The sequence below is a fragment of the Amycolatopsis solani genome (genome assembly GCF_033441515.1).
In the GTDB taxonomy this organism is placed as follows: Bacteria; Actinomycetota; Actinomycetes; order Mycobacteriales; family Pseudonocardiaceae; genus Amycolatopsis; species Amycolatopsis solani.
Window position 1 is genome coordinate 2,426,419 of sequence record NZ_JAWQJT010000001.1, and the last position, 26,531, is coordinate 2,452,949.

At 71.6% G+C, this 26,531-nt stretch carries 26 protein-coding genes and 1 riboswitch; of the genes, 16 read left to right on the forward strand and 10 right to left on the reverse strand.

The window, feature by feature from the left end:
* The first annotated feature begins 157 nt into the window (after positions 1 to 157).
* On the forward strand, positions 158 to 1,906 hold the full coding sequence (locus tag SD460_RS12060; protein WP_318306159.1) for a serine/threonine-protein kinase: 1,749 nt from the start codon (positions 158 to 160) through the stop codon (positions 1,904 to 1,906).
* Between the two features lie 42 nt (positions 1,907 to 1,948).
* On the opposite strand, the gene SD460_RS12065 is transcribed toward SD460_RS12060, so the two are convergent.
* Positions 1,949 to 2,524, reverse strand: coding sequence for a class I SAM-dependent methyltransferase (locus SD460_RS12065; protein WP_290054219.1), 576 nt, complete (start codon positions 2,522 to 2,524; stop codon positions 1,949 to 1,951).
* 76 nt (positions 2,525 to 2,600) lie between these two features.
* Here SD460_RS12065 and SD460_RS12070 point away from each other — a divergent pair, with 76 nt between their 5' ends.
* Complete coding sequence (locus SD460_RS12070; RefSeq protein WP_290054227.1) at positions 2,601 to 3,314, forward strand: AraC family transcriptional regulator; 714 nt, start codon at positions 2,601 to 2,603, stop codon at positions 3,312 to 3,314.
* A gap of 82 nt (positions 3,315 to 3,396) precedes the next feature.
* Here SD460_RS12070 and SD460_RS12075 read toward each other — a convergent pair whose 3' ends face one another.
* Positions 3,397 to 3,906 (reverse strand): GNAT family N-acetyltransferase, encoded by a 510-nt coding sequence (locus SD460_RS12075; protein ID WP_318306160.1) that lies wholly within the window; start codon positions 3,904 to 3,906, stop codon positions 3,397 to 3,399.
* Entirely contained in the window at positions 3,903 to 5,471 is a 1,569-nt protein-coding gene (locus tag SD460_RS12080) for a dolichyl-phosphate-mannose--protein mannosyltransferase (RefSeq protein ID WP_290054216.1), read from the reverse strand. The genes SD460_RS12075 and SD460_RS12080 overlap by 4 nt, the downstream gene beginning before the upstream one ends.
* Positions 5,472 to 5,551: 80 nt before the next feature.
* Between SD460_RS12080 and rsmI the strand changes: the two genes are divergently transcribed.
* Both rsmI and SD460_RS12090 read left to right on the forward strand, forming a co-directional pair.
* The gene (rsmI, locus tag SD460_RS12085; protein WP_318306559.1) at positions 5,552 to 6,391 is read left to right on the forward strand and encodes a 16S rRNA (cytidine(1402)-2'-O)-methyltransferase; all 840 of its coding nucleotides are present in this window, start codon (positions 5,552 to 5,554) and stop codon (positions 6,389 to 6,391) included.
* Positions 6,388 to 7,095, forward strand: a complete 708-nt coding sequence (locus SD460_RS12090) for an SUKH-3 domain-containing protein (RefSeq protein ID WP_318306161.1) — start codon at positions 6,388 to 6,390, stop codon at positions 7,093 to 7,095. Before rsmI ends, SD460_RS12090 begins: the two co-directional genes overlap by 4 nt.
* Here the strand turns inward: SD460_RS12090 and SD460_RS12095 are convergent.
* Positions 7,088 to 7,621: a QsdR family transcriptional regulator gene (locus SD460_RS12095; RefSeq protein ID WP_290054211.1), complete on the reverse strand. Its 534-nt coding sequence runs from the start codon at positions 7,619 to 7,621 to the stop codon at positions 7,088 to 7,090. The genes SD460_RS12090 and SD460_RS12095 overlap by 8 nt on opposite strands.
* A gap of 42 nt (positions 7,622 to 7,663) precedes the next feature.
* Between SD460_RS12095 and SD460_RS12100 the strand changes: the two genes are divergently transcribed.
* On the forward strand, positions 7,664 to 8,620 hold the full coding sequence (locus tag SD460_RS12100) for a quinone oxidoreductase family protein (protein WP_290054209.1): 957 nt from the start codon (positions 7,664 to 7,666) through the stop codon (positions 8,618 to 8,620).
* A gap of 42 nt (positions 8,621 to 8,662) precedes the next feature.
* Here the strand turns inward: SD460_RS12100 and SD460_RS12105 are convergent, their stop codons facing one another.
* Entirely contained in the window at positions 8,663 to 9,907 is a 1,245-nt protein-coding gene (locus SD460_RS12105; protein ID WP_318306162.1) for an aminodeoxychorismate synthase component I, read from the reverse strand.
* 19 nt (positions 9,908 to 9,926) lie between these two features.
* The gene (locus SD460_RS12110) at positions 9,927 to 10,541 is read right to left on the reverse strand and encodes a glycoside hydrolase family 25 protein (RefSeq protein WP_290054205.1); all 615 of its coding nucleotides are present in this window, start codon (positions 10,539 to 10,541) and stop codon (positions 9,927 to 9,929) included.
* Between the two features lie 251 nt (positions 10,542 to 10,792).
* On the opposite strand from SD460_RS12110, the gene metG reads away from it, so the two are divergent.
* From metG to SD460_RS12160, 10 genes are all read left to right on the forward strand, one after another.
* Entirely contained in the window at positions 10,793 to 12,589 is a 1,797-nt protein-coding gene (metG, locus tag SD460_RS12115) for a methionine--tRNA ligase (protein WP_290054203.1), read from the forward strand.
* 9 nt (positions 12,590 to 12,598) lie between these two features.
* Positions 12,599 to 13,435 carry a TatD family hydrolase gene (locus tag SD460_RS12120; RefSeq protein WP_290054202.1) on the forward strand — a complete coding sequence of 279 codons (837 nt, stop codon included), beginning with the start codon at positions 12,599 to 12,601 and terminating at the stop codon, positions 13,433 to 13,435.
* A gap of 209 nt (positions 13,436 to 13,644) precedes the next feature.
* On the forward strand, positions 13,645 to 15,069 hold the full coding sequence (locus SD460_RS12125) for a resuscitation-promoting factor (protein ID WP_290054201.1): 1,425 nt from the start codon (positions 13,645 to 13,647) through the stop codon (positions 15,067 to 15,069).
* 79 nt (positions 15,070 to 15,148) lie between these two features.
* Positions 15,149 to 16,000 (forward strand): 16S rRNA (adenine(1518)-N(6)/adenine(1519)-N(6))-dimethyltransferase RsmA, encoded by an 852-nt coding sequence (gene rsmA, locus SD460_RS12130; protein WP_318306163.1) that lies wholly within the window; start codon positions 15,149 to 15,151, stop codon positions 15,998 to 16,000.
* 126 nt (positions 16,001 to 16,126) lie between these two features.
* A riboswitch (SAM riboswitch) is annotated at positions 16,127 to 16,217 on the forward strand.
* Between the two features lie 212 nt (positions 16,218 to 16,429).
* On the forward strand, positions 16,430 to 17,443 hold the full coding sequence (locus SD460_RS12135) for a methionine ABC transporter ATP-binding protein (protein WP_290054197.1): 1,014 nt from the start codon (positions 16,430 to 16,432) through the stop codon (positions 17,441 to 17,443).
* A gap of 94 nt (positions 17,444 to 17,537) precedes the next feature.
* Positions 17,538 to 18,500 carry a 4-(cytidine 5'-diphospho)-2-C-methyl-D-erythritol kinase gene (locus SD460_RS12140; RefSeq protein ID WP_318306164.1) on the forward strand — a complete coding sequence of 321 codons (963 nt, stop codon included), beginning with the start codon at positions 17,538 to 17,540 and terminating at the stop codon, positions 18,498 to 18,500.
* Positions 18,497 to 18,904 carry an ASCH domain-containing protein gene (locus SD460_RS12145; protein WP_290054194.1) on the forward strand — a complete coding sequence of 136 codons (408 nt, stop codon included), beginning with the start codon at positions 18,497 to 18,499 and terminating at the stop codon, positions 18,902 to 18,904. The genes SD460_RS12140 and SD460_RS12145 overlap by 4 nt, the downstream gene beginning before the upstream one ends.
* 4 nt (positions 18,905 to 18,908) lie before the next feature.
* On the forward strand, positions 18,909 to 20,675 hold the full coding sequence (locus SD460_RS12150) for an ABC-F family ATP-binding cassette domain-containing protein (RefSeq protein ID WP_318306165.1): 1,767 nt from the start codon (positions 18,909 to 18,911) through the stop codon (positions 20,673 to 20,675).
* Positions 20,676 to 20,894: 219 nt separating this feature from the next.
* Positions 20,895 to 21,170: a hypothetical protein gene (locus SD460_RS46965; RefSeq protein ID WP_290054190.1), complete on the forward strand. Its 276-nt coding sequence runs from the start codon at positions 20,895 to 20,897 to the stop codon at positions 21,168 to 21,170.
* A gap of 24 nt (positions 21,171 to 21,194) precedes the next feature.
* Positions 21,195 to 22,883 (forward strand): fatty acyl-AMP ligase, encoded by a 1,689-nt coding sequence (locus SD460_RS12160; RefSeq protein ID WP_290054188.1) that lies wholly within the window; start codon positions 21,195 to 21,197, stop codon positions 22,881 to 22,883.
* 72 nt (positions 22,884 to 22,955) lie between these two features.
* Here SD460_RS12160 and SD460_RS12165 read toward each other — a convergent pair whose 3' ends face one another.
* From SD460_RS12165 to SD460_RS12180, 4 genes are all read right to left on the reverse strand, one after another.
* Positions 22,956 to 23,312 (reverse strand): DivIVA domain-containing protein, encoded by a 357-nt coding sequence (locus SD460_RS12165; RefSeq protein ID WP_290054186.1) that lies wholly within the window; start codon positions 23,310 to 23,312, stop codon positions 22,956 to 22,958.
* A 169-nt stretch (positions 23,313 to 23,481) separates the two neighbouring features.
* Positions 23,482 to 23,796, reverse strand: a complete 315-nt coding sequence (locus SD460_RS12170; RefSeq protein ID WP_290054184.1) for a DivIVA domain-containing protein — start codon at positions 23,794 to 23,796, stop codon at positions 23,482 to 23,484.
* A 21-nt stretch (positions 23,797 to 23,817) separates the two neighbouring features.
* A complete protein-coding gene (gene pth / locus SD460_RS12175) occupies positions 23,818 to 24,411 on the reverse strand; it encodes an aminoacyl-tRNA hydrolase (protein WP_290054183.1) in 594 nt (197 codons plus the stop codon).
* A 12-nt stretch (positions 24,412 to 24,423) separates the two neighbouring features.
* Positions 24,424 to 25,026: a 50S ribosomal protein L25/general stress protein Ctc gene (locus tag SD460_RS12180; protein WP_290054181.1), complete on the reverse strand. Its 603-nt coding sequence runs from the start codon at positions 25,024 to 25,026 to the stop codon at positions 24,424 to 24,426.
* A gap of 343 nt (positions 25,027 to 25,369) precedes the next feature.
* Here SD460_RS12180 and SD460_RS12185 point away from each other — a divergent pair, with 343 nt between their 5' ends.
* Positions 25,370 to 26,485, forward strand: coding sequence for a hypothetical protein (locus tag SD460_RS12185; protein ID WP_318306166.1), 1,116 nt, complete (start codon positions 25,370 to 25,372; stop codon positions 26,483 to 26,485).
* Positions 26,486 to 26,531 lie beyond the last annotated feature (46 nt).

Consider the following 26,531-nt stretch of genomic DNA (forward strand, 5'->3'; position numbering starts at 1 on the left):
TCGCCCCCATCATGGCCCGCGAGCGGCGGGCCCGCCGGATTCCGGGCACGCTGAAGACCCGGCAACCCAACGGCGCCCGGCTGCGTCCTAAGCTGGACGGCGGGGAAACGCCGCGTCGCGGTACGAAGTGAACACGGACAGTGAGGGGAGCCCGGCGGTGAACGGACTCGCGAGCGCGTTGCTCTCGCTAGCCCATTCCTTGTTCGGCCCGGGCTTCTGCCCCGGCGACTGGGTCTGGGCCACGAGCGCGGCCGGCGCGCTCGTCGCGCTGCTCCCGCCGATCGGCGCGCTCGCGATCTCGATCATCCGCAAGGGCACCGGCAACCGCTACGACGCCACGACGTTGTCGGTGTTCGGGGCGATCGGCCTGGTCAGCGCGCTGATCCTGCCGTGGCTGCTGTCCAACGGCATTTCGGGCGTCTTCCGCGCCGCACGGGCGGGCACGAAGTCCGGGCTGACCGCCAGCGAGGCTTCGACGCTGTCGAGCGGCTCCTGCTGGGTGGACACGCAGAAGGAGTACCTGGGCGGCGGCCCGAACGTCTACGAGGTGCTGTTCTACAAGAACAACGCGGCGCTGCCGACCTTCGTCTACGTGGCCGCGTTCATCCTGCTGCCCGCCGGCTCGCTGCTGTTCGTCATCCTGCAGGGCCGCACCGCCTTCCGCCGCGGCCCGAAGTGGCCGTCGCGGTTCCTCTGGATCCCGTTCGCCGCGATGCTCGCGTTCAGCGTCGGCATGGAGGCGAACACCGCGCTGCACTTCTGGCTCGGCTTCCTGCCGTTCAGCGTGCTGGGCCTGATCCCGGTCGCGATGGTCGGGCCACCGCCGTGGTCGGTGATCAACCGCTCGGACGCGCCGCCGCGCCGCGAACCCGAGCCGTACCGGCCGCCGCCGCCCTCGGCATCGCAGATGCAGCCCCGCCCGACCCCGCCTCCGCCGCCCCCGCCGATCAACAAGCCGTACCCGAAGACGGCGCTGGCGTCGGCCCCCGAACCGCCGCCGATGGCCGGCGCGCTGGCCGCGGCCCCCGGCCCGGTCCCGCCGCCGCCCGGCTCCCGCAACGCCGGCGGCAGCCGCTACCGGCGCGTCAAGCAGCTCGGCGCGGGGGGTTTCGGCACGGTCTGGCAGGCCGTCGACACCCAGCTGAACCGCACGGTCGCGCTGAAGATCGCGCACGCGCCGGACCGCGACACCGCCGAGCGCATGCAGCGCGAGGCCCGCGCGCTCGCCGTGGTCAGCCACCCGAACTGCGTCAAGGTGTACGACCTGGCCGAGGAGCCGGACGGGCTCGCGCTGGTCATGGAGTACCTCGAAGGCCGCCCGCTGGCCGAGCTGGTCGACGGCCAGGGCCCGCTGGACGACGTCGCGGCCGGCCGCCTGTGGGCGACGATGGCGGGCGCGCTCGCCGCGGCGCACGAGAAGGGCGTCCTGCACCGCGACATCAAGCCGTCGAACATCGTGCTGGACCCGAGCGGCCTGGCCCACCTGATCGACTTCGGCATCGCCCGCAGCCAGGGCGACTCGAAGATGACCGCCACCGGGATGATGATCGGCACGCCCGACTTCGTCGCCCCGGAGCAGGCCATGGGCTCGGCGGCCTCCCCGGCGTCCGACGCGTGGCAGCTGGCGGCGACGATCAGCTACGCGCTGTCCGGCCAGCCCCCGCGCGGCACGCGCGAGACCCCGATGGCCGCCCTGATGGCGGCGGCCCGCGCCGAACCGGTGTCCCGGCTGCCCCAGCGCAGCGCGCACGCGCGTCTCCTGGCGGCGTCCCTCGACCCCGAGCCGCGCCGCCGCCCGACGCTGACGTCGGTGCGCCGCGAGGTCGAAGGCTGGCTGTCGCGCGCGGGCAAGTCCGCGGACGGCCCGGTGACCCGGGTGGTCCCGCGCCAGCCGCACCACCGCTAACCGCTCGTGAGTGTTTAGTCGGGTTCTAACCCGCCTAAACACTCACGAGCTTGCGGGCTTGGTGGCCGAGAAGAGCACGAGCTGCTTCGGCTCCAGCCGGACGTCGACCTGTTCGAAGCCGGCCTGTTCGAGGCGGGCCGGGAACGTCGCGGCGTCGACGACGTTCATCGTGTCGCCGAGGTGCAGCAGGCGGAACCGCAGGTTGAGCTGGCCGTCGCTGCCGCAGTAGGTGCCGCCCGGGCGCAGGACCCGCGCCGCTTCGGCGAAGATCGCGTCCTGCAGCCGCGTCGTCGGGACGTGGTGCAGCATCGTGAAGCAGACGACCGCGGAGAAGCGGCCGTCCTCGAACGGCATTTCGGCGCCGCTGCCCTCGACGACCTCGGCGCGGCCGCCGAACTTCGCGCGCAGCAGCTCGGTCGACGCGGGGTCGATTTCCAGGACGGTCAGCTTCGGGACGGCGTCGAGCAGCACTTTCGTCGTGGCGCCGAAGCCGGGACCGATCTCGAGCACGTCGTCGCCGAGGTCGCGGTCCGCGAGCCACGGCGTCAGGCGCTCCTCGACGGTCGCGGCCCACTTCTCCGAGCTGCAGATCTTCCGGTGGATCAGGTTCATCGGCATGCACCCGACGCTATTTCGGCGCGGTGGTGGCCGGAAGCCGATAGCGTGCCAGGTGATGTCGTCAACCGGTCAAGCCATGCTGCTCGGCGAGTTCGACCTGCCCGCCGGCACCTGGTTCCCCTGGCACACACACCCGGCGCACCAGCTGGTCTGGTCCGCGCGCGGGGTCGTCGCGGTGAAGTCGGGGGACGCGGGCTGGGTGCTGCCGCCGACGCGCGCGCTGTGGATGCCCGCGCGCGTCCGGCACCGCACGGGGGCGCTCGGCCGGGCGGCGCTGCGCGGGATCTACGCCGACCCGGCGTTGTCCCCGGTGTCGTGGCCTTCGCCGCGAATGGTCGTGGTCCGGCCGCTGCTGCGCGAGCTCCTGGAGTACCTGACCGGCGCCGGCGTCGCCCCGGCCGCGCGGGTGCGCGCCGAAGCGGTGGCGTTCGACCTGCTGGAACCGCTGGACGTGGTGCCGATCGTGGTGCCGTCGCTCACCGACCCCCGCGCCCGCGACGTCGAGCGAGCCCTGCTGGCGAACCCGGCCGACCCCCGCACCCTCGCGGAGTTCGGCCGCGCGGTCGGCGCGTCGGAGCGGACGCTGGCGCGCGTGTTCGCCGCCGAGTGCCGGATGCCGTTCGGCACGTGGCGAACGCAGGTCCGGCTGCGGGCGGCGCTGCCGCTGCTGGCCCAGGGAGCCCCGCTGGAGACGGTGGCGTACCGCGTGGGCTACAGCTCGGCGAGCGCGTTCGTGGCGGCTTTCCGCCGGGCGGTCGGCGTCACGCCGGGCGCGTACTTCGCGGGGTGACGCACCGCTCGCGCCACCGGCCCCAAGCGCCCCAATGTGGCGTTCGGTGCGTTGGACGCAACCAACGCCACATTGGGGCGCTTCAGGAGGTGCCGCACCAGTAGCGCAGCCGGCCGGCCGCGCTCGTGCCGTCGAGCACTCCGCCGTTGCGCTCGATCACGCGGATCGACGCGTGGTTGTCGGGCGCGCAGGTCAGCAGGGCGGTTTCGAGGCCCGCCTCCCCGGCCGCCCGCAGTACGGCGTGCAGCAGCGCGGTGGCGTGGCCGCGGCCGCGGGCCGACGGCCTGATGTCGTAGCCGATGTGGCCGCCGAACCCGGCCAGCTCGTCGTTGAGGCGCAGGTTGAGGCGCGCTCGCCCGAGGTACTCCTCGCCCGCGACCCACCAGAAGATCCGGTGCGGCACCCGGTCCCGCTCGATCGGCGCCGTCCCGCGGATGCCGGCTTCCCGCAGCTCTTCGAGCCAGCGCAGGAACCGCGGCCGGTCCGCGAGCAGCCGCGGGTCGAGGTCCGTGTGCAGGCCGTCCCGGTGGTACTCCGCCAGCGCGTCGAGGAACGACCGGTGGTAGCGGGGTCCGGGGTCGGCCAGCGTCATCGCCAGGAGGGGAGCCAGCGTTCGGCTTCCCACTGGCCGTTCGTGATCGCGATGCCGTTCAGGATCGGCCACAGCCAGGCGAAGTTCGCCACCACCAGTCCGACGTACAGCGACACCACCAGCAGGCCGGTCCCGCGTCTCTCGAACCCGCGCCGCGCGCTGCCCAGGATCTGGCCGAGGCACAACGTCAAGCCCAGTACCAGGAACGCGGCCAGCGGCGTCGCGTAGAAGAAGTACATCTGGCGGTCGATGTTGGTGAACCAGAAGACGTACCCGCCGAGGTAACCGACCAGCACGGCCGCGTAGCGCCAGTCCGCGCGGAAGATCGAGCGCCAGGCCGCCCAGCCGAGCATCGGGATCGCCGCCCACCACATCGCGGGCGTGCCGATCAGCATCGTCGCGCTGATGCAGCGGGACTCACCGCAGCCGGTGGCCTCGCCGTTGTAGCTGTAGAGCATCGGGCGCAGGCCCATCGGCCACGTCCACGGCTTCGACTCCCACGGGTGCGGGTTGTCCTTGGGCGTGACCAGCGTTTCGTGGAAGTGCAGGACGTTCGCCGTGTAGTCGCCGAGCGAGCGCAGCGCCGGCGGTATCCACGCGAAGACGCCCGGCGCGATGTCCTTGATCTCGGTGTAGTGCCGGTCCGTGGCGGTCTCGCTGGCGAACCACGCCCAGTACGCGGCGAAGTACATGAGGAACGGGATGGCCACGATCGCCCACAGCGCGGGCAGCACGTCCCGGCGGATCGTGCCCAGCCACGGCCGTTCGACGCCGGCCGCGCGCCGCGCCGCGACGTCGAAGAAGACGGTGAGCAGTCCGAACGCGACGATGTAGTACAGCGCCGACCACTTGACGCCGAAGGTCAGCCCGATCATCAGGCCGGTCGCGAACCGCCACCAGCGGAACCCGAGCTTCGGGCCCCACACGGACTCGTTGACCCAGCCCTCCCGCACGGCCGTCGCGAGCCGCTCGCGCACCTGGTCGCGGTCGGCGAGCACGCAGGCGAACGCGGCGAGCACGAACAGCGCGATGAAGATGTCGAGCATGCCCATGCGCGACTGCAGGTGGAGCACGCCGTCGCTGATCACGAGGATGCCGGCGACGGCGCCGAGCAGCGTCGAGCGGGTGAGCCGTCGGGCGATGCGGATGGTCAGCAGCACGATCAGCGTGCCGGCCAGCGCGGGCATGATGCGCCAGCCCCAGCCGTTGTAGCCGAACAGCCATTCGCCGATCGCGATCAGCTGCTTCGCCAGCGGCGGGTGGACGACCAGTTCGTAGCCGTAGTTGTCCTCGTAACCGCCGTTGCGCAGCACCTGCCAGGCCTGCGGCACGTAGTGCTTCTCGTCGAAGACCGGGCTGCCCTTGTCGGTCGGCACGCCGAGGTTCTGCAGCCGGACGATGCCGCCGATCAAGGTCAGCACGAGGGTGACGACCCAGCCGCGCAGCCGGTCGGCCGGCATGCCGCGGCCGAGCAGGGTCACTTCGCGGTCGGTCGGCGGCCGGAGCGCCTCGACCGGGTCCGGCCGGACGCTTTCGTCGTCGGGACGGGTCAGCACGGCGGTCACGGGGGCGATCCTACGGGCGGGACAGGGCGTCCGTCGTCCGGATCCGCTGATCAGCCTAGGCTGGCCGGGTGAGTCCCTCGCTGCTTCCCGGTCGTCTCGTGCTGGCCGCGACCCCGCTCGGCGACGTCCGCGACGCGTCGCCCCGCCTGGCGGAAGCACTGGCGGAAGCCGACGTCATCGCGGCCGAAGACACCCGCCGCCTGCGCTCGCTGGCGTCCGCGCTGGAGGTGACCCCGAGCGGCCGGGTGGTGAGCTTCTACGAGGACGTCGAGACCGCGCGGCTGCCGAAGCTGATCGAATCGTTACGCGCGGGCGAGACGGTCGTGCTGGTGACGGACGCCGGTATGCCCAGTGTGTCCGATCCGGGCTTCCGGCTGGTCGCGGCGTGCGTCGCCGCGGACATCCCGGTGACGTGCCTGCCCGGCCCGTCGGCGGTGACGACGGCGCTCGCTTTGTCCGGTTTGCCGTGCGACCGCTTTTGTTTCGAGGGCTTCGCGCCGCGCAAGCCGGGCGAGCGCACGCGGTGGTTGACGTCGTTGCGCGACGAGCCGCGGACGGCGGTGTTCTTCGAGTCCCCGCACCGGTTGGCGTCCTTGCTGGCCGACGCGGCTTCGGTGCTGGGCCCGGACCGGGCCGCCGCGGTGTGCCGGGAGCTGACGAAGACGTATGAAGAGGTGAAGCGGGGAACGCTGGCCTCTTTGGCGGAGTGGGCGGCCGATGGCGTGCGCGGGGAGATCACGGTGGTGCTTTCCGGGGCGCCGCCGCGGGAGGTCTCGGTGGCGGACCTGGTGACGGAAGTCCAGTCCCGGGTGGCTTCGGGCGAGCGCCTGAAGACCGCGGCGGCGGAGGTCGCCGAGGCGGGCGGGGTGTCCAAAAAGGAGCTTTACGACGCCGTGCTGGCGGCCCGGAAGGCGGAATGACGCCGGAGCTGCGAGCCGCGCTGAAGGAACTGCGGCGGGTGCGGGCCGAGCGGCCCGGCGAAGAACTGGGCGCGGCCGCGTTCGCGGCTTGGCGGGTGGCGGTCGCGGAGGCGCTCGAGGCGCTGGCGCCGCTGCTGCTCTTCGCCGAAGACCGGCAGCGGGCCGTGGCGGAAGCCCGCAGCGCCCGGGCCGAGGCGGCTGAGCTCCGAGCGAGCGGCTTCGATTTCCCCGACGTGGTCGTGCGCGCGCTGGAACACGCCGGGTGGCGCCCTGATCGGTCCGTCGACATCTCCGCGTGGGACGCCGAGCTGGCGGGGCAGGGCTATCGCCTGCACCCGGTCGCGGCGGCGGCGCTGCGCTCCTTCGGCGGGCTGAACCTGCCGCCGGTCAACCGGGCGGGCCCGAACTTCGCCAACGACGAGCCGTTGGTCGTGGACCCGGTCGCGGCCGGGTCCGGGCACCACGAGCTGGCCCGCGAACTCGTCGCCGAACTCGGTGGCGAGTGGTATCCCCTCGGCGAATGGCTGAGCTCGTCCAGCGTCTTCGTCGAGGCCTCCGGCCGGGTGGTGGCGACGGGCCTCGGCTGGATTTGGGAGCTCGGCGAGTCGGTGGGCGAAGCGGTCGTGTTCGCGTTGACCGCGCACCGGCCGTTGAAGTGCCTGCGCGTCGTGGCGCCTGGTGCGCGGCCTTGGCCGCCTACGTGAGCAGTGCCGTCACCGCGGCGTGCGCCTTCGCCGCGTCCGGGGCGTCGCCGGTGATCACGTCCGTGTACACGAACGACTCGCCGATCCGCACCAGCAGGTAAGCCAGGTCCGGCACCGGCAGGGGCGGCACGAGCCGTCCCGCCGCGACCTCCTCCGAGAGCAGTTCCGCCAGCTTCGCCGTCGTCCGCTGCTGGCACACGCTCGCGCGGGTCGTCAGCAGCCGCAGGGCGCGCTCCGGCTCGCGGCGCAGGAAGTCGCGGAACGGCGGGGAGTCGTTCGCGTACCGGACGTACCCGCTCACGAAGTCGGCCACTCCGGCCGCGCCGCGGCCCACGCAGGACGGCCACAGGCGGGTGATCGAAGCCGACGAAAGAGACCACAGGATCTCGCCCAGCAGCCGGTCGCGCGAACCCACGCGGCGGTGCAGGGTGGCGCGGCTGATCGCCAGGTCCGCCGCCAGTTCGCCCATGTCGACCCGGCGGCCGGACCGGAACCACTCGCGGGCTCGCTCGAACTCCTGAGACATATGCCAGAATGTCTCACAGCCACGACGGAGAGGGAACACGACATGCGCGCAGTGCAGGTGACCGAGTTCGGCGGACCCGAAGTGCTCACGCCGGTCGAGCTGCCCGATCCGGTGGCCGGGCCGGGGGAGGTGCTCATCGACGTCGAGCGCGTCGGCGTCAACTACGCCGACACGCACCAGGCCGAGAACAGCTACCTCGCGCCGTCGAAGCTGCCGCTCGTCCCCGGCGGCGAAGTGGTCGGGACCAGCGACGGCAAGCGCGTCGTCGCCCTGCTGAACGGCGGGGGCGGGTACGCCGAAAAGGCCGTCGCGCCCGCCGCCACGACCTTCCCGGTGCCCGACGGCGTCGACGACCTCACCGCGCTGTCCATGCTGGTCCAGGGCACGACCGCGTGGGTGCTGCTCAAGAAGAACGCCCACCTCGAGCCGGGCGAGTCGGTCGTCGTGCACGCCGCCGCCGGCGGGGTCGGGACCATCGCCGTGCAGCTCGCCAAGGCCTGGGGTGCGGGCCGCGTGATCGCCACCGCGAGCAGCGACGAGAAGCGCGCGCTCGCCCTCGAACTCGGCGCCGACGTCGCGATCGACTCGCGCGCGGAGGACATGACCGCCGCGCTGATCGAGGCGAACGGCGGCCGCCGCGTCGACGTCGTGCTCGACATGGTCGGCGGGACCACCACCGACCAGAGCATCGCCGCGCTGGCGCCGTTCGGCAGGCTGGCGTTCTACGGTATGGCCGGGCGCGAAAGCCCGAAGCCGGTCGAGCTGCGCAACCTCCTCGGCCACAGCACGACCATCAGCGGCATGTGGCTGCCGCACGTCTTCCGCCTGCCGGGCAACGTCTTCGGGACCGCGCTGACCGACCTCTTCGACCTCGTGCTCGCGGGCAAGCTCAAGGCCATCCCGGGTGGCGAGTACGCGCTGGCGGACGCCCGCGCCGCGCACGAAGCCCTGCGCTCGCGCAAGACGGTCGGCAAGCTCCTGCTCGACCCCGGCAAGTAACCCCTCGTGAGTGTTTAGTCGGGTTAGAACCCGACTGAACACTCACGAGCCGGAGGCGAGCAGGCGTTCCAGGGGGGCTGCCTTGTGGAGGCACTCCTGCCACTCCGCCTCCGGGTCCGAATCCGCCGTGATGCCGCCGCCGACGCCGAGCGCGATGGCGCCGTTCGCGATCTCGAACGTCCGGATCGCCACGTTCAGCTCGAGCCCGGCCGCGGGCGAGAGCAGCCCGATCGCGCCGGTGTAGACGCCGCGTCCGACGGGTTCCAGCGAAGCGATGAGGTCCAGCGCGCGGATCTTCGGCGCGCCCGTCACCGAGCCCGGCGGGAACGTCGCGGCCAGCAGGTCCGCGTCGGACACCGGCGGGCGCAGCGTGCCCGTCACCGTCGAGTCGAGGTGCCACACGCCCGGCGCCGGGCGGACGCGCAGCAGCGACGGCACGGTCACCGACCCCACCTCGCACACCCGGCCGAGGTCGTTGCGCACCAGGTCCGTGATCATCACGTTCTCCGCGACGTCCTTGGCGGAGCGGCGCAGCAGCGCGGCGTTCCCGTCGTCGGCGGGGCCGCGCCGGGGGAGCGTCCCCTTGATCGGCGTCGACCGCACCGCCCGCCCGTGCCGCGCGAGGAACAGCTCCGGCGAGAACGAAACCACCGATCCCCACGAGCCGGCCAGGAAGGCCGCGCGGCGCGGGTCCAGCGACGAGACCCCGGCCGCGAACAACGCCGCGGGCGATCCTGAGAACGAGCCCGTGAACCGCGTGCAGATGTTCGCCTGGAACAGTTCCCCGGCTTCGATCGCGTGCACGCACGCCTTCACCGCGTCACGGTGTTCCGACGGCAGCGGACGCCGCAGCGGCCCGGCCGTCCAGGACGACTCCGGGACGCCGGAGGCCAGCAGCGATTCCATCGTGGACACCGGCGGCCCGCCGCCGTCCAGCGACTCCAGGTGGCAGGTGCCGTCGGCGGACCACCGGAGCACGTGGTCCGCCCAGCCCCACGCCGACGGCGGCAGGGACCCGGTGCGGCCCGACGGGTCCGCGAGGTCGTACCCCAGGTAGCCGAACCAGCCGCCGCCGACGACCCCCGGTGGCGCGGGCACCGGCTCGACCGGCGGCAGCGCACCCGGCGTCACCGCGAGCGAAGGCGCGATCACCGCCCGCGCACCGAACCACTCGCCGGACAGCATCGCGGGCGGCGGCAGCCCGCGGGCGGCGGCGTGGTGGGCGAGCACCGAAAACGCGCGCGCGGGCGTGACGTCCGTCCGCAGTGGGGTGCTCGACACGCGCATGGCGCCATACCACCACAGGTCAGAGCAGCAAGTCGCCCAATGTGAACGGGTACACGACGGCGTTCTGCTCGACCGGCCCGGCGATGCCGGGGACGTCCGCGGCGCACGCGTGCTGGTGCAGGCCCAGCCGCGAGTGGAACCAGCCCGGCCGCCCGGGGATGCCGTTGTGCCGGGTCAGCCAGAGGATGACTTCGCTGTCCGCCCAGCGGTCCGGGTGCAGCCGGTTCGCCCAGCAGTCGTGGTCGGCGTAGACCAGCACCCGCTCGATGCGTGCCGCGTGCCGGACGTGCTTGATCCACGCCTTGATGAACCGGTCGTCGACACTCGGCGCGGCGACTTCGAGGGCCGGCGCGAGCGACCCGGTGGCGAACGCGCCGAGCCTGCTGGCGGTGCGCACGAAGTGGTCGGCCTGGTCGTGCACCGCACCGGGCCGCGCGTAGTGCCGCCCCCCGACGTGCAGCCCGGCTTCCTGCGCCCCGGCCAGGTTCCGCTCGGCGGCGCCGTTGCTCCAGTTGACGTTCTCGCTGATGGTCACCGAGACGAACTTGGTGTCCGCCGCGCGGACGGCGTACCAGTCGGACACCCGCTCACGGTGGGACAGCGAGATGCCGCGTTCGCTCTCCGGTCCCGTCACTGTCCCGCCCCCGCCACTCCGGTGGAGAGCACACCATACGTCGCCGACGGCGGACCCGCAGTGACACCCACGCGGTTGATCAGGCGATTTCCCGCTCGGCCCCGCCCGCCGCGTGCCGTGAATGACTCATTCACGTCGTCCGACGACAGGAATGAGTCATTCACTACATCTCCGCCGCCGCCGCGCTGCCCGGGAGCCCCGCGGCCTCCCTCCCGACAAAGCTCGTGACGCCCTCCGTAACCTAATAAGGTATGAGCACCCCTGTGTTGACCGCGGTGGCCTGGCCCTACGCCAACGGCCCCCGCCACATCGGCCACGTGTCCGGATTCGGCGTCCCGTCCGACGTCTTCTCCCGCTACCAGCGAATGGCCGGCAACCGGGTGCTCATGGTCTCCGGTACCGACGAACACGGCACCCCGATCACGGTCCAGGCCGACAAGGAGAACTCGACCCCGCAGCTCACGGCGGACAAGTACACCCGCCAGATCGGCACCGACCTGCAGGGCCTCGGCCTCTCCTACGACCTGTTCACCCGGACCACCACCGGCAACCACGCCGAGGTGACGCAGCAGATCTTCCTGGCGCTGCACCGCAACGGCTACGTCGTGCCCAAGACGACCCGGGGCGCGATCAGCCCGTCCACCGGCCGCACGCTGCCCGACCGGTACGTCGAGGGCACCTGCCCGATCTGCGGGTACGACGGCGCGCGCGGCGACCAGTGCGACAACTGCGGCAACCAGCTCGACGCCGCGGAGCTGATCAACCCGAAGTCGCGGATCAACGGCGAGACGCCGAAGTTCGTCGAGACCGAGCACTACTTCCTCGACCTGCCGGCGTTCACCAAGACCCTCGGCGACTGGCTGTCGACGAAGACCGACTGGCGCCCGAACGTCCTCAACTTCACCAAGAACCTGATCGACGACATGCGGCCGCGGCCGATCACCCGCGACCTCGACTGGGGCGTCAAGATCCCCCTCGACGGCTGGCGCGACCAGCCGCTGAAGCGGTTCTACGTCTGGTTCGACGCGGTGATCGGGTACTTCTCGGCCAGCGTCGAGTGGGCGCGGCGCTCCGGCAACCCGGACGCGTGGCAGGAGTGGTGGAACAACGCCGACGCCCGGTCGTACTACTTCATGGGCAAGGACAACATCACCTTCCACGCCCAGATCTGGCCGGCGCTGCTGTTCGGGCACAACGGCGAGGGCGACAAGGGCGGCGAGCCGGGCAAGTACGGCAAGCTGCACCTGCCCGACGAGATCGTCTCCAGCGAGTTCCTCACCATGAGCGGCTCGAAGTTCTCGACCTCGCGCGGGCGCGTCATCTACGTCGAGGACTTCCTGCGCGACTTCGGCCCGGACACGCTGCGGTACTTCATCTCGGTCGCCGGCCCGGAGACCCAGGACACCGACTTCACCTGGGACGAGTTCGTCCGCCGGACCAACTTCGAGCTGGCCAACGAGTGGGGCAACCTGGTCAACCGGTCCATCTCGATGGCGCACAAGAACGTCGGCGCGATCCCGCGGCCGGAGGCCCCGACGGCGGCCGACGAAGAGCTGAAGGCGTTGTCGCGCAAGGCGTTCGACACCGCGGGCGCGCACCTGGCCCGGTCCCGGTTCAAGCTCGCGGCCGGCGAGGCGATGAAGGTCGTCACCGCGGCGAACAAGTACATCTCCGACCAGGAGCCGTGGAAGCTCAAGGACGACCCCACGCGGCGTGACACCGTGCTGCACACCGCGCTGCAGGTCGTCTCCGACGCCAACACGCTGCTGACGCCGTTCCTGCCGCACTCGGCGCAGAAGGTGCACGAGGCCCTCGGCGGCACCGGCGTCTGGGCCGCCCAGCCGGAGCTCAAGGAGGTCGAGGACCTCGACATCGACGGCCGGGTCAACCCGATCCTGACCGGCGACTACGCGGGCGAGCAGGCGAAGTGGGAGTCGAAGCCGATCGAGGTCGGCAAGCCGCTCGCCAAGCCGTCGCCGCTGTTCACCAAGCTCGACCCGGCGCTCGGCGAGACCGGTCCGGAGTGGGCGCCGATCATCAAGGAGTAAGAAGTACGCATGGGTGAAGAGAAGCGCGAGCTGCCGCCGGTCCCGGACCGGCTCCCGGTGTCGGTGGTGGACGCGCACACCCATCTCGACGCGTGCGGCGCGGTCACCGCGGCCGATGTCACGGCCATGGTCGACCGCGCCGAGCGCGCCGGCGTCGCCCGCGTCGTCACGGTCGCCGACGACCTCGCCTCCGCGCGCTGGGCCACCGAGGCGGCCACCTGGGACCGCCGGGTCTGGGCCGCCGTCGCGATCCACCCGACGCGGACCAAGGAGTTCGGCGAGGCCGAGAAGTCCGAAGTGGAGCGCCTGGCCGCCCACGAGCGCGTGGTCGCGGTCGGCGAGACCGGCCTCGACTACTACTGGGACTACTCGCCGCACGACGCCCAGCAGGAAGCCTTCCGCTGGCACATCGACCTCGCCAAGCGGCTGGACAAGCCGCTGATGATCCACGACCGCGAGGCCCACGACGACGTGTTGCGCATCCTGGCCGAAGAGAATGCGCCGAACGCCGTAATCTTCCATTGTTTTTCCGGGGACGCGGAAATGGCCCGCAAGTGCGTGGACGCGGGATACGTCCTTTCCTTCGCGGGCACGGTGACGTTCAAGAACGCGAGGGGCCTCCACGAGGCGGCCCGGCTCTGCCCGCCGGGGCAGTACCTCGTCGAGACCGACGCGCCGTTTCTGACCCCCCACCCGTTCCGTGGACGGCCGAACGAGCCGTTCGGCGCCGCCTACACCGTCCGTCACCTCGCGGCGCTCAGGGGCGAAGCTGTCCACGAAGTCGCCGAATCGGTCCGGACCACCGCCGAGCGCGTCTACCGACTCCCCAGTGTCACAACGGGGTGAACGCATTGCGACATCAGGGTTCCTTGATCGTCCACCTGATGGAGTGACGGGGATCACGACACTCCGGGGGGTGTTTGCGCAACCCGGCGGGACCCGTTACTGTCCCGTGATCGTGCCGGTCGGACCTGCGTTCAGCAGTTCCCGATCGTCACGCCCAGTCGTAGAGACGGCGCCCCCGACCGCCGTCTCGTGAAAGGGAACGATCCCCGGTGACAGGTAGCAGACAGGCTGGAGCGCGCTCCGCCGTCCTCGAACGCAGTCATTTCGAGGACACCGCGTATGGCCAGCTCGACTTCTCCGACGACCCGAACATCACGCAGCAGGACATCCTCGCCGCGCTCGGCCCCGACGCCGACGCGATGATGGCCGAGATCGACGTCGACGTCGACGAACTGATCCGCCTCATCAACGCCGAGACGACGTACCTGCCCCCGATCGTCATCCCCGACGAGATCGAGGCGGACCGGACCGCGTCCCCGCAGGCCAAGCGGGCCGCGCTGGACGAGGGTCTGCGCGAGACCACCAAGGTCTGGAAGCGCCGCTTCCTCAAGGGCGCCGTCCTCAGCGTCATGATCAGCATCGCCGGCGGCGGCGCGGCCGCGCTGGCGATGAACAAGAGCGTCACCGTCGACGTCGACGGCCAGCAGCAGACCATCCACTCCTTCGGCGACACCGTCGGCGAGGTGCTGGAGGACGCGGGCCTGACGGTCGGCGAGCACGACTCGCTCTCGCCCTCCCCGCAGGCGGAGGTCGGCGACGGCGGCGTCATCAAGCTCGAGCGCGGCCGCCAGCTCAAGATGATCGTCGACGGCGCGGAGCACACCTCCTGGGTGCGTGCGACCCACCTCGGCGACGCGCTGAACCAGCTCGGCATGGCCGGCATGGACAAGCCCGGCACGTGGATGTCGATGCCGAAGGACGGCGAGCTGCCCCTGCAGGGCGCCACCGTCGAGATCAAGACCCTGAAGAACATCACCCTGTACGACGGCGCCAACACGCCGAAGCAGGTGAAGACCACCGCGGTCACGACGAAGGAGTTCCTGGGCGAGTACAAGCTCACCCTGGGCCCGGAGGACCAGGCCGAGGGCGGCCTGGACGTCAAGCTGACCGACGGCGCCGAGGTGCACATCAGCCGCACCGGCGTCTCGACGGTCGTCCAGAAGGAGACCATCGACCCGCCCGAGCAGCGCGTCGACGACCCGGACCTGGACAAGGGCAAGACCCAGGTCGAGGACCCGGGCGTGGCCGGCGAGAAGATGGTGACCTACAAGGTCACGCAGAAGAACGGCAAAGAGGTCTCCCGCGAGAGCATCTCCGAGCAGATCATCACCGCGGCCAAGCCGAAGATCATCCACGTCGGCACCAAGAAGGCCCCGACCCCGGCCATCGGCGACGGCTCCGCGTGGGACCGCATCGCGCAGTGCGAGTCGGGCGGCAACTGGGCCATCAACACCGGCAACGGCTACTACGGCGGCCTCCAGTTCGACAAGCGCACGTGGGACGCCTACGGCGGCGACGCGTACGCGAACCTGCCGAGCCAGGCTTCGCGTGAGCAGCAGATCGCGATCGCGGAGAAGGTCCGCGACGCCCGCGGCGGCTACAGCGCCTGGCCGGTCTGCGGCAAGAAGGCCTGATCTTCCCGAAACGGCCCCCGTCCTTCGTGGACGGGGGCCGTTTCGTGTGTACGCGGAGCGGCATCGGTAAGCTCCACCGGTGGTTGATCTGTTGGGACCTGCCGAAATCCGCGGGCTGGCGGCCGAGCTGGACGTGCGGCCGACCAAGAAGCTCGGGCAGAACTTCGTGCACGATCCCAACACCGTCCGCCGGATCGTCGAGCTCGCCCGCGTCGGGCCGGACGACGTCGTGCTGGAGGTCGGGCCGGGGCTCGGGTCGCTGACGCTGGGCCTGCTCGCCACCGGGGCGCGGGTCGTCGCCGTCGAGATCGATCCCAAGCTCGCCGCGCGGCTGCCCGAGACCGTGGCCGAGCGGGCGGCCGAAGCCGCGGACCGGCTGACCGTCGTCGGCGCCGACGCGCTGCGGGTCGCGAACGGCGACCTGCCGGGCGGGCCGACCGCCCTCGTCGCCAACCTGCCCTACAACGTCGCCGTGCCGGTCGTGCTGCACCTGCTCGCCGAGGTGCCGTCCTTGCGCTCCGGGCTCGTCATGGTGCAGACCGAGGTCGCCGACCGGATGGCGGCCGGGCCGGGCAGCCGGATCTACGGCGTCCCGAGCGTCAAGCTCGCTTGGTACGGCCCGGCACGGAAAGTCGCCGCGGTACCACGGTCGGTGTTCTGGCCGGTGCCCAACGTGGATTCCGCGCTCGTCGCGTTCGAACGCGCCGACGAGACGGCGTCCGCGGATCGGGACGGTCTCTTCTCCCTGGTTGACGCCGCTTTCTCACAACGCAGGAAAACGCTTCGCGCCGCTCTCGCGGGCTGGGCGGGCTCGGCCGAGCGGGCCGGTGAGCTCTTGACGGCGGCCGGGATCGACCCGAAGACCCGGGGCGAGCAGCTCGACGTGCACGACTTCGCCCGGATCGCGGCCCGCGCGCAGGCCGGCCGCTGAAAAGACCACAGTGGATGCGGTGAAAAACGCACCTTTTTCCCGTCGGACCGTGACGGCGACACCTCCAGTCGTGTGATGTGGGCCAACGGGCTTGCTTTCGCTCCGTGGGATCGGCTTAACTCAGTACGTCCATCCCGAGCGACCGAGAGACCTGGCTCGTCGAAGTCGCAGCAACCACCCTCCACAGGGCAGGTGCTACCGCCAGGACCGATGGAGGCCGTTTTCGATGAAGAGGGTAGCTCGCCCCCTGCTGCTGACCAGGCGTCGCGTCGTCGACGAAGGCCGCCGCTCCGTCTCCGCATGTCGACGCTCGCGCTGAGCTTCGTCTGAGCCGTTCCACCCTTCTTCGCGCACCGTCCATTGCGGACGGACACTCGCTTGCGGCCGGGCGCGCCCTCGTGCGCTGCGCCCTGTTTTTCTGGAGCTGTCGTGATCACCGTCGAAAACCTGTCCAAATCCTTTGCCACCAACGGAAATTCGGTCGTCGCCCTGCGCGACGTGAGCGTCGACGTCCAAGCCGGCTCGCTGTTCGGCGTCGTCGGCCCGGCCGGTTCGGGCAAGTCCGTCCTGGCCCGTTGCATCGCGCTGCAGGAGCGCCCCGACCGCGGAGTCGTCCGGCTCGACGGCCTCAACACCGGCACGCTCGACGGCCGCCGGCTCCGCGAAATCCGCCGTCAGCTCGGCGTCGTCTCGTCGAAGCCGGAACTGATCGCCGAGCGCACCATCGCCGGCAACATCGCTTCCCCGCTGGAGCAGCTCGGCGTCGACGGCCCGCAGCGCCGCAGCCGGGTCGGCTCGCTGCTCGACCTTGTCGGCCTGACGCCGCGCGCCGCGCAGCGTCCCGGTGAGCTCACCGCGGGCCAGCTCCGCCGCGTCGCGGTCGCGAAGGCGCTGGCCGCCGCGCCGGCCGTGCTGCTCGCCGACGACCCGACCGCCGGCGTCGACCCGGAGGAGGCCGGTTCGGTGCTGACCGTGCTCGACCGCGCCCGTTCCGAGCTGGGCGTCACGGTCGTCGTCACCACGCCGGACGCCGGCGTCGTCCGGCGGCTCTGCGACGACGTCGCGGTGCTGGAGGACGGCACCGTCGTCGAGCGCGGCACCGTGCTCGACCTGATCTCGACCCCGGGCAGCCGCACCGCGCAGGCGCTGCTGCCGTCGATCGAGACCCCGCGCTCGCAGAACGGCCGGTACGACCGCTCGGTCGACGTGGTGCTGGTCGGCTTCGCGTCGGTGGGCGCGCTGCTGCCCGAGGCCGCGGGCCGCTTCGACGTCGAGTTCGCCACCATCGGCGGCGGCCTGACCCGGATCGGCGACACCCCGGTCGGCCGCTTCCGCCTCGGCGTCCGCGGCGAGCGCGCCGACGCGGCGCTGGCGTGGGTCGCCGAGCGCGGCGGCCACGTCACCCAGACCGCCCGCGGCCCCCAGGCCGTCGTCGCCGCCTGACCCCCAAAGCCGTGAAGGCCTCCTTACCGGCCATAAGAGCCGGTAAGGAGGCCTTCACGGCTTTCTGCGGAACGTGGACACGTAGGCTGGGCGGGTGCTCGCCGTAGTTCCGCCCCCAATCACCGTCCGGGTCCCGGCCAAGGTCAACTTGCACCTTTCGGTCGACGACCTGCGCGAAGACGGTTACCACGAGCTGGTGACCGTGTTCCAGGCGCTGTCGCTGACCGACGAAGTGACCGTCGCGGCCACCGACGAACCCGGCATCGAGGTCTACGGCGAGGGCGAAGGCACCGTCCCGACCGGCCCGGAAAACCTGGCTTGGCGGGCGGTCGAAGCGCTTTCCTCGCACGTCGGGCGCAATGGCGAGCCGAAGGTCCGGGTGGTGCTGCGCAAGGGCATCCCGGTCGCCGGCGGCATGGCGGGCGGCAGCGCCGACGCGGCGGCGACCCTGGTCGGGCTCGCGTCGCTCTGGAACCTCGACGTCACGCGCGACGAGCTGGCCGGCATCGCCGCCGGCCTGGGCAGCGACGTCCCGTTCGCGCTCTACGGCGGCACCGCGCTGGGCACCGGGCGCGGCGAGCACCTGGTGCCGGTGCTCTCGCGGCACACGTTCCACTGGGTGCTGGCGTTCGACGCCGAAGGACTGTCGACGCCCAAGGTGTTCAAGGAGCTGGACCGGCTGCGCGCGGCGGGCAACCCGCCGCGGATCGGGGCGCACACCCCGGTCGTCGAGGCGCTGGCCTCGGGCGACCCGCGCCAGCTCGCCCTCCTGCTGGGCAACGACCTCCAGGCGGCGGCGGTCTCGCTGCGCCCGGACCTGCGCCGCACGCTCCGGGCCGGCGTCAACGCGGGCGCGCTCGCGGGCACGGTCTCCGGTTCCGGCCCGACCTGCGCGTTCCTCTGCGAAGACGCGCAGTCGGCGGTGGAGGTCGCCGCGGAGCTCTCCGGCGCGGGCGTCTGCCGCACGGTCCGCGTGGCCCACGGCCCGGTCCCGGGCGCCCGAGTGGTCGGCGGCGACGACGCGAGCCGGCCGACGCCGCCGCGGGTGCACGCGTGAAGCACGCGGAATTCGCGTTCCCCGGCCCGCTGCGCGACAAGCTGGTCGCGGCGATCCTGGACGGCTCGAAGACGACCACTTCCGCCTTGCTCGTGGAATACGAGCGGGAGGGCGAAGCGTTGCCCACCGTTGGCGAGCGTGAGCTGGTGCTCGACTCGGCCCGCGCCGGGGTCGCCGTCATCGAGACCGCCGAGGTGCGCGTGCTCCCCCTGTCCGAAGTGGACCTCCAGCACGCGATCGGCGAGGGCGAAGGCTTCACGAGCGTCGCCGAGTGGCGTGCCGAACACGTGAAGTTCTGGCAGAGCGCCGAAATGCGCGCCGCCATGGGGGATCCGGAATTCGCCGTGGACGACACGACGCAGGTCGTGGCGACGCGGTTTTCGATCGTAGAGAGGATCGGCTGAGCGGATGGCCAACCTGGTCAACCTGGAGTCGGTGAGCAAGTCCTACGGGATTCGCCCGCTCCTGGACGGCGTGTCGCTCGGGGTCGCGGCCGGGCAGCGCATCGGCGTCGTCGGGCTCAACGGCGGGGGCAAGACCACGCTGCTGGAAGTCCTTTCCGGACTCGCCGAGCCGGATTCCGGGCGGGTGAGCCACGTCGGCGGGCTGCGGATGGCGGTCGTCACCCAGCGCACGGAGCTGCCGGACGGCAGCACGGTCGGCGACGTCGTCCTCGAACGCTACGGCGCCGAGCACGAGTGGGCCGCCGACGCGCGCGTCCGGTCCATTGTGGACGGTCTGGGGATCACCGCGATCGGGCTGGACAAGCCGACCGCGAACCTCTCCGGCGGCGAGCGGCGCCGGGTTTCGCTGGCCGCCGCGCTGACCGGGGAACTCGACCTCGTCGTGCTCGACGAGCCGACCAACCACCTGGACGTCGAAGGTGTCCGGTGGCTCGCCGACCACCTGCTCGCGCGGCGGATCGCGGTCGTGGTCGTCACGCACGACCGGTGGTTCCTCGACACCGTCGCGACCCTGACGTGGGAGGTCGCGAACGGCCGCGTCGAGCAGTACGAAGGCGGTTACGCCGACTGGATCTTCGCGCGCGCCGAGCGCGCGCGCCTCGCGGCGACGGCCGAGGAGAAGCGGCAGAACCTGGCCCGCAAGGAGCTCGCGTGGCTGCGCCGCGGCCCGCAGGCGCGCTCGTCGAAGCCGCGCTACCGCATCGAAGCCGCCGAGGCGCTGATCGCGGACGTCCCGCCGCCGCGCGATTCCGTGGAACTGCAGGCGTTCGCCAAGCGGCGCCTCGGCAAAACGGTGCTGGAACTGGAAGACACGACGTACGCGGTGGGCGAGCGGACGCTGCTCGACCACGTCACCTGGCGGATCGGCCCCGGCGACCGGATCGGCCTGGTCGGGGTGAACGGCTCGGGCAAGACGTCGCTGCTGAAGCTGCTCGGCGGCGACGTCGAGGCGTCGACCGGCCGCCGGGTCGAGGGCAAGACGGTCGCGCTCGCGCACCTGCGCCAGGAGCTCGACGACCTGCCCGGCGACCTGCGCGTGCTGCAGGCGATCGAGCAGGTGGCCGGCCGCGTGGTGTTCGGCAAGCAGGAGATGACGGCGTCCCAGCTCGGCGAGAAGCTCGGCTTCCCCCAGGCCCGCCAGTGGACCCCGGTCGGCGACCTGTCCGGCGGCGAGCGGCGCCGGCTGCAGCTGTGCCGCCTGCTGATGGCCGAGCCGAACGTCCTGCTGCTCGACGAGCCGACGAACGACCTGGACATCGACACGCTGCAGCAGCTGGAGGACCTCCTCGACGGCTGGCCGGGCACGATGGTCGTGGTCTCGCACGACCGCTACCTGGTGGAACGCGTCTGCGACACGATCGTCGCCCTCTTCGGCGACGGCCGCATCACCCACCTCCCGGGCGGCATCGAGGAGTACTTGAACCGCCGGGCCCTCGACAAGGAACCGGCACCCGCGGCGGCCCCCACGGCGGCGAAGGCCGAGGCGAAGAAGTCCGCGGCGGACCTGCGCGCGGCCCAGAAGGAACTCGGCCGGCTGGAGCGCAAGCTCGACCAGCTGCACGCGAAGGAGGAGAAGCTCCACGCGGCCCTCCTGGCGGCGGCGACGGATCCGGCGAAGCTGATGGAGCTCAACGCCGAGCTGAAGGGCGTGCAGGGCGAGATCGAGGACATCGAGGCCCGCTGGCTGGAGACGTCCGAGCTGCTCGAATGACGACGCTGCTCGGCCCGGACGACCCCCTCGGCACGCGCCCGCTCCGGCGGCTCGCGGTCGCGGGCCCGGCGGGCTCGGGCAAGTCGACCCTCGCGCGCACGCTGTGCGAATGCCTCGGCGTGCCCTACGTCGAGTTCGAATCCTTCTTCCACGCGCCCGGCTGGACCGTGCGGGAGACGTGGCAGGCCGACGTGGCTCGACCACCCGCGTGCCCTGACCATGGCCCGCGTCGTCGTCCGTACGCTGAAACGGCGCGTCGGGCGCGGTTCGAAGATCGCCGGCGGCAACGTCGAAGGGCCGCTGCACACCTTCTTCACCGACCGCGACCACATCGTCCGGCTCGCGTGGCGCTACCACCCGATCCTGCGGGCCCGGGTCCGCCGGGTGATCGACGAGGACCGGCACCCCGGCCTCGTCGTCGTCCGGCTGCGGGGGCAGCGCCAAGTCGACAGCTGGCTGCGGGGCCTGGTTTCCGCGTTGGCGGGCGGGCGTTGACGCCGAGACAGTAATGTTCCGGCCATGAGCAGGTTCGTGGACACGCTGGTCGCCACCGCGACGGGGCGGGGACAGCAGCGGGGCATGGTCACGGGTGAGCCGGTGGAGCCGGTCCGGCGGACGTGGGCCGAAGTGCACCAGGAGGCTCGGCGGATCGCCGGCGGACTGGTCGCCGGCGGGTTCGAACGCGGGGACGCCGTCGCGGTGCTGGCCGCGGCGCCGGTGCTGATCGCGCCGACCGTGCAGGCCGTGTGGCTGGCCGGGGGCAGCGTCACCATGCTGCACCAGCCGACTCCGCGCACCGATCTCGCCGAGTGGGCCGAAGACACCGTGCGGGTGCTCGGGATGATCGGGTCGAACCTGGTGCTGCTGGGCGAGCCCTTCGACCAGCTCGCGCCCGTGCTGGCCGAGAAGGGCATCGGCTACCGGCTGATCAGCGACCTGACCGGCGCCGAGCCGCTGGAAGACGTCGTCGTCACCGACGAAGGCGAAACCGCGCTGCTGCAGCTGACCAGTGGCTCCACCGCCGACCCGAAGGCCGTGCGGATCACCTACGGCAACCTGTACTCCAACGTCAAGGCCATGGTCGACCGCGCGGAGTTCGACTTCGACGTCGACGTGATGGTGTCCTGGCTGCCGACCTTCCACGACATGGGCATGGTCGGCTTCCTGACCGTGCCGATGACCTTCGGCGTCGAGCTGGTCAAGATCACGCCGGTCGAGTTCCTTTCGGGCCCGTTGATCTGGCCCCGGCTGATCACCAAGTACCACGGCACGACGACGGCGGCGCCGAACTTCGCCTACGCGATCGTCGGGCGCCGGATGGCCCGCGTCGACGACGACACCGAGTTCGACCTCTCGAAGCTGCGCATCGCCCTCAACGGCGCCGAGCCGATCGACGAGACCGCCGTCCAGACGTTCGTCGAGGCCGGCGCCCGGTTCAAGATGCCCGCCGAGTGCGTCTTCCCGGCCTACGGCATGGCCGAGGCGACCCTGGCCGTCTCCTTCGCGCCGCTGTTCACCGGGCTGACCCTCGACGTCGTCGAAGCGGACGCGCTCGAGGCGGGCAACCGCGCGGTGCCGGTCCCCGAGGGCGACCCGCGGCGCGGCACCGACGAAGTCCGGTCGTTCGCGCTGCTCGGCCGTCCGCTGGACGGGCTCGAGGCGGAGATCGTCGACGAGGCCGGCGAGCGCGTCGGCGAGCGCGAAGTCGGCGAGATCCGGCTGCGCGGCGAGGCCGTCACGCCCGGCTACCTGACGATGGACGGCCCGCTCGCCACCCAGGACGAGGACGGCTGGCTCAACACCGGCGACCTCGGCTACCTGGTCGACGGCCAGATCGTCATCTGCGGCCGCCGCAAGGACGTCATCATCATGGGCGGCCGCAACCTGTACCCGACGGACATCGAGCGCGCGGCCACCTCGGTCGAGGGCGTGCGGGCCGGCAACGCGGTCGCGGTCCGCCTGGACGCGGGCAGCCGTCGCGAGCGGTTCGCGGTGGTCGTGGAGTCGAAGCTGGCGGGCGACGCCGAGGCGGAGAAGGACCTGATGAAGCAGGTCTCGGCCCGGGTCCGCGACGCGGTCGACATGCGCCCGTACGCGGTGGTGGTGCTCCCGGCCGGCAGCCTGCCGAAGACCCCATCGGGCAAGGTCAAGCGAGCCGCGACGGCGGCCCAGTTCGCGGACAAGATCAAGAAGAACGCCGACGCCTAAAACGGAACTTTCCCTATGAAAGTTCCACCCCCAGGCTCCCGGGAGGCGGCACTTTCATAGGGAAAGTTCCACTCAGCGCTGTTGGAGGCGTTCGGCGCGCAGGGTGGGCGGGGTCGCGCGCTCGGTCGTCGCCTCCGTGGGGGTGCGGGCGCCCGGGAGGTCCGGGGCGTGACCCGTGGACGTGGCCAGCTGGTCCTCCACCGCGTCGAGGAACTGGTCGACTTCGCGTTCGTCGTAGCCGCGCTTGCCGATCAGCGGCTTCGAGAACATCACGTGGTGCACTTCGGCGGCGGTCAGGTCGTCCTCCTCGGCGAACGTCTTGGCGATCCGCCGGACGAACTCGTCGACCTCGTGCTTCGCGTAGCCACGGCGGCCGATCGGGGCGTTACCGAAGGTGACCTCGGCGAGGTCTTCGGCGGTGAACGACATGCAACTCTCCGATTCCGGGGATGGGCGGTGCGAACTGCCGTACACCGTCCTAGCCCGCGGACGGGCTCCCCCGGAAGGGGTGGACCTCGAAGCTCACCCCGACGGGCGGTCGTCGTCCGCCTGTGAGTGAGCCGGGACTACGCAGCGCTGTGTGGCCGGTCTCACATCGTCAGGAGCGGCCGAACCACTTCCGCGGGCCCTGCGGACGCGGCTCCTCGACCACCGGCCGCGGGTTGCGCAGCTCCACCAGCGCCGCCTCGGCCTCGTCCAGGAACAAGTCGACCTGGGCCTGGTCGTAGCTGCGCATGCCGACCGGCATGATCGTGAACTCGACGTAGTGGATGTCGTCCGCGGTCAGGATGTTGCGGCCGGACAGCGCCTCGGCGATCAGGTCGAGGAACGCGTCGACCTCGTCCTCGTTGTAGCCGCGACGGCCGAAGCGGGGTTTGCCGAAAGCGATCGCCCGGACTTCGTCAGGGGTCATGGGTTCACCATCCCACCCACGTCAGCCCGCGTGGAAGGCGTTTTGCGCGGCCGCCAGGCCGGTGCCGACGAGTGCCTCGGTCGCGTCCGCGGCCCGGTCGACCTCGAACGGGAGCTCCTTGCGCTCGACCGTTCCGAAGTCCTTCAGCACGAAGTCCGCCGGGTCCTGCCGTCCGGGCGGGCGGCCGATGCCGAAGCGCACGCGGTAGTAGTCGCGGGTACCGAGGGACTTCGTGATCGAGCGGAGTCCATTGTGGCCGTTGTCGCCGCCGCCGAACTTCAGTTTCAGCGCCCCGAAATCGACGTCCAGCTCGTCGTGCACCACGACCACGCCGGACGGCGGCACCTTGTAGAACCGCGCCGCGCCGACCACCGGCCCGCCGGAGAGGTTCATGTACGTTCGCGGCTTCACCAGCACGACGCGGCGGCCGGCCAGCCGGCCCTCGAGGACTTCGCCGCCGGTCTTGTGCGTCTTGAACTTGCCGCCGATGCGGGCGGCGAGCTCGTCCAGCACCATGAAACCGACATTGTGGCGGTTTCCGGCGTACTGGGGTCCGGGATTGCCAAGGCCGGCGAGCAGAATCAGCTCGCCGGCCCCGGGCAGGTCTTCGGTCACGCGGTGATTCTATTATTCGGCGGCTTCGGCCGACTCGTCGCCCGCTTCGGCGGCCTCGTCGTCGGACTCTTCACGCTGCGGCTCGTTGACGGCCACGACGAGCGCCTCCGGGTCGGTGACCAGGGTCGCGCCCGAGGGCAGCTCGACCTGGCCCGCGAGGACCTGGGAGCCGATCTCGAGGCCCTCGATCGAGACCTCGAACTGCTCGGGGATGTGCAGCGCCTCGACCTCGACCTGCAGGGTGTCGACGTCCTGGTTGACCAGGCCGCCGGGGCCGGGGTTGCCGGTGACGACGACGGGGACGTCGACGACGATCTTCTCGCCGCGCTTCACGACCAGCAGGTCGACGTGCTCGATGTAGTTCTTGAGCGGGTGCACGACGATGGTCTTCGTCAGCGCGAGCTCGTCGGAGCCCTCGAGCGCGAGGGTGATGACGGCGTTGGAGCCGTTCTCGCGGACGACGCGGGCGAACTCGATGGCCGGCAGCGCGAAGTGCCGCGGGTCCGAGCCGTGGCCGTACAGGACGGCGGGGATCTTGCCGGCGCGACGCGTGCGACGCGCGGCGCCCTTGCCGAACTCGGTGCGCGGCTCGACGGACAGACGTACCTCGGACACGGTGTGGCACTCCTTCAAATCACGAACATGGTGCGGGAGACAGCATGCTGCGGCGGGGATGCTTGCGTTGTTCTGTTCAGGCGGTTGCGGCGGCGAGTTTCAGGCGTGCACGACAGCCGGGGCTACTCGAGCCGCCGCGTCGATCACGCCGGGCACCCAGGTAGGGCCCCGCCTCGCCGAGACAACTTGAAGAGTGTAAACCAACCTCATCACGGTGGGTTGCGGTGGGGGCCTGGACCAGGCTAGAACCCTCCTGGACCCCGGTGCGTGACGACACAAGTCCGGTGGCGGGACTCAACCGGATTCAGGTGCACTCGGGCACAGCGGACAGCAGGGGGCGGCAATGCGGGCTCGACGGGGCGTGGCGGCGGCGGTGCTGCTGCTGGGCGGACTGCTCGCGGGCTGCCAGGTGGCGGTCCCCGGTACCGCCGGTGTCTCCGCGGCCGACCGGCAGACGGCGGAGCGGCGGGCCGAGCAGCGCACCGCGGTCGACGCCGCGCTGACCGCGCTGGGCCAGGCACCCGCGGTCGCGCTCAAGGCCACGGTCAAGGGCACCGAGCAGCAGTTCCGGATCACCCGCGGCGGCACGGCCGCCGGCGGCCTGCCGCTCGAAGGCGGGGTCGTCCAGGTCGTGGCCGTCGGCGGCCAGTTCTACCTCCAGGCCGACGCCGAGTACTGGAAGGCGCACGCGATCGACGAGGGCACGCAGTTCGGCACGAGCTGGGTGCGTTCGCTCGGCTCCGAGCTGCCGCTGGACCCGGCGGCCCGGTTCGCCCCGGCTGCGCTCGCCGACGGCCTGCGCAAGGCGCTGCCCGGCCTGGACCGGCTGGGCGAGCCGGTCAAGGCGAAGCTCGCGGACGGCACCGAGGTCTACCAGCTCGGCGCCGCGCCGAGCGTCCTGCGCGTCACCGCGGCCAAGCCGAACCGCGTCGTCAGCTTCGCGCCGGTGCTGCTCGACCCGCAGGCCGGCCCGAAGTACGGCGCCGAGTTCCAGGTCGCCGGACTCACCGGGGACGCGCTGAAGGCGTTCCACACCGACCTCGACGCCGCCGTCGGCGCGCTCGGCTCGCCGTTCGAGGGCCTGGTCCAGGCCAGCGCCGTGGTCACCAACGACAAGCTCGACTGCAAGGACTTCGTCGGCTCCTGCACGACGACGGTCGACGTCTCCACCAGCGTGGTCGGCTCGCCGGCGTCGGGCGAGAAGAGCGTCGTGCACATCAACCTCTCGGTCGAGGTGAGCGCCGATTCACTCGGCGCGCAGACGTGCACGGCCGCGGCCGACGCCGAGCCGTACGCGACGGTCAAGATGTCCTGCACGGTCAAGTTCAAGCTGCCCAACAAGACGGCCAGCTACCAGGTCCTGTCGAAGCCGAACGCGACCGCGGAGGTCCGCGCGGCGCTCGACGCGAACGCCGTGAAGCAGAAGGTCGCCGCGGAGTTCGCCGGCCTGGGCGGCTGACCTGGACACCTACCCGGGGGTGCGTTGCTCCCGTTGAAGTAGGTGA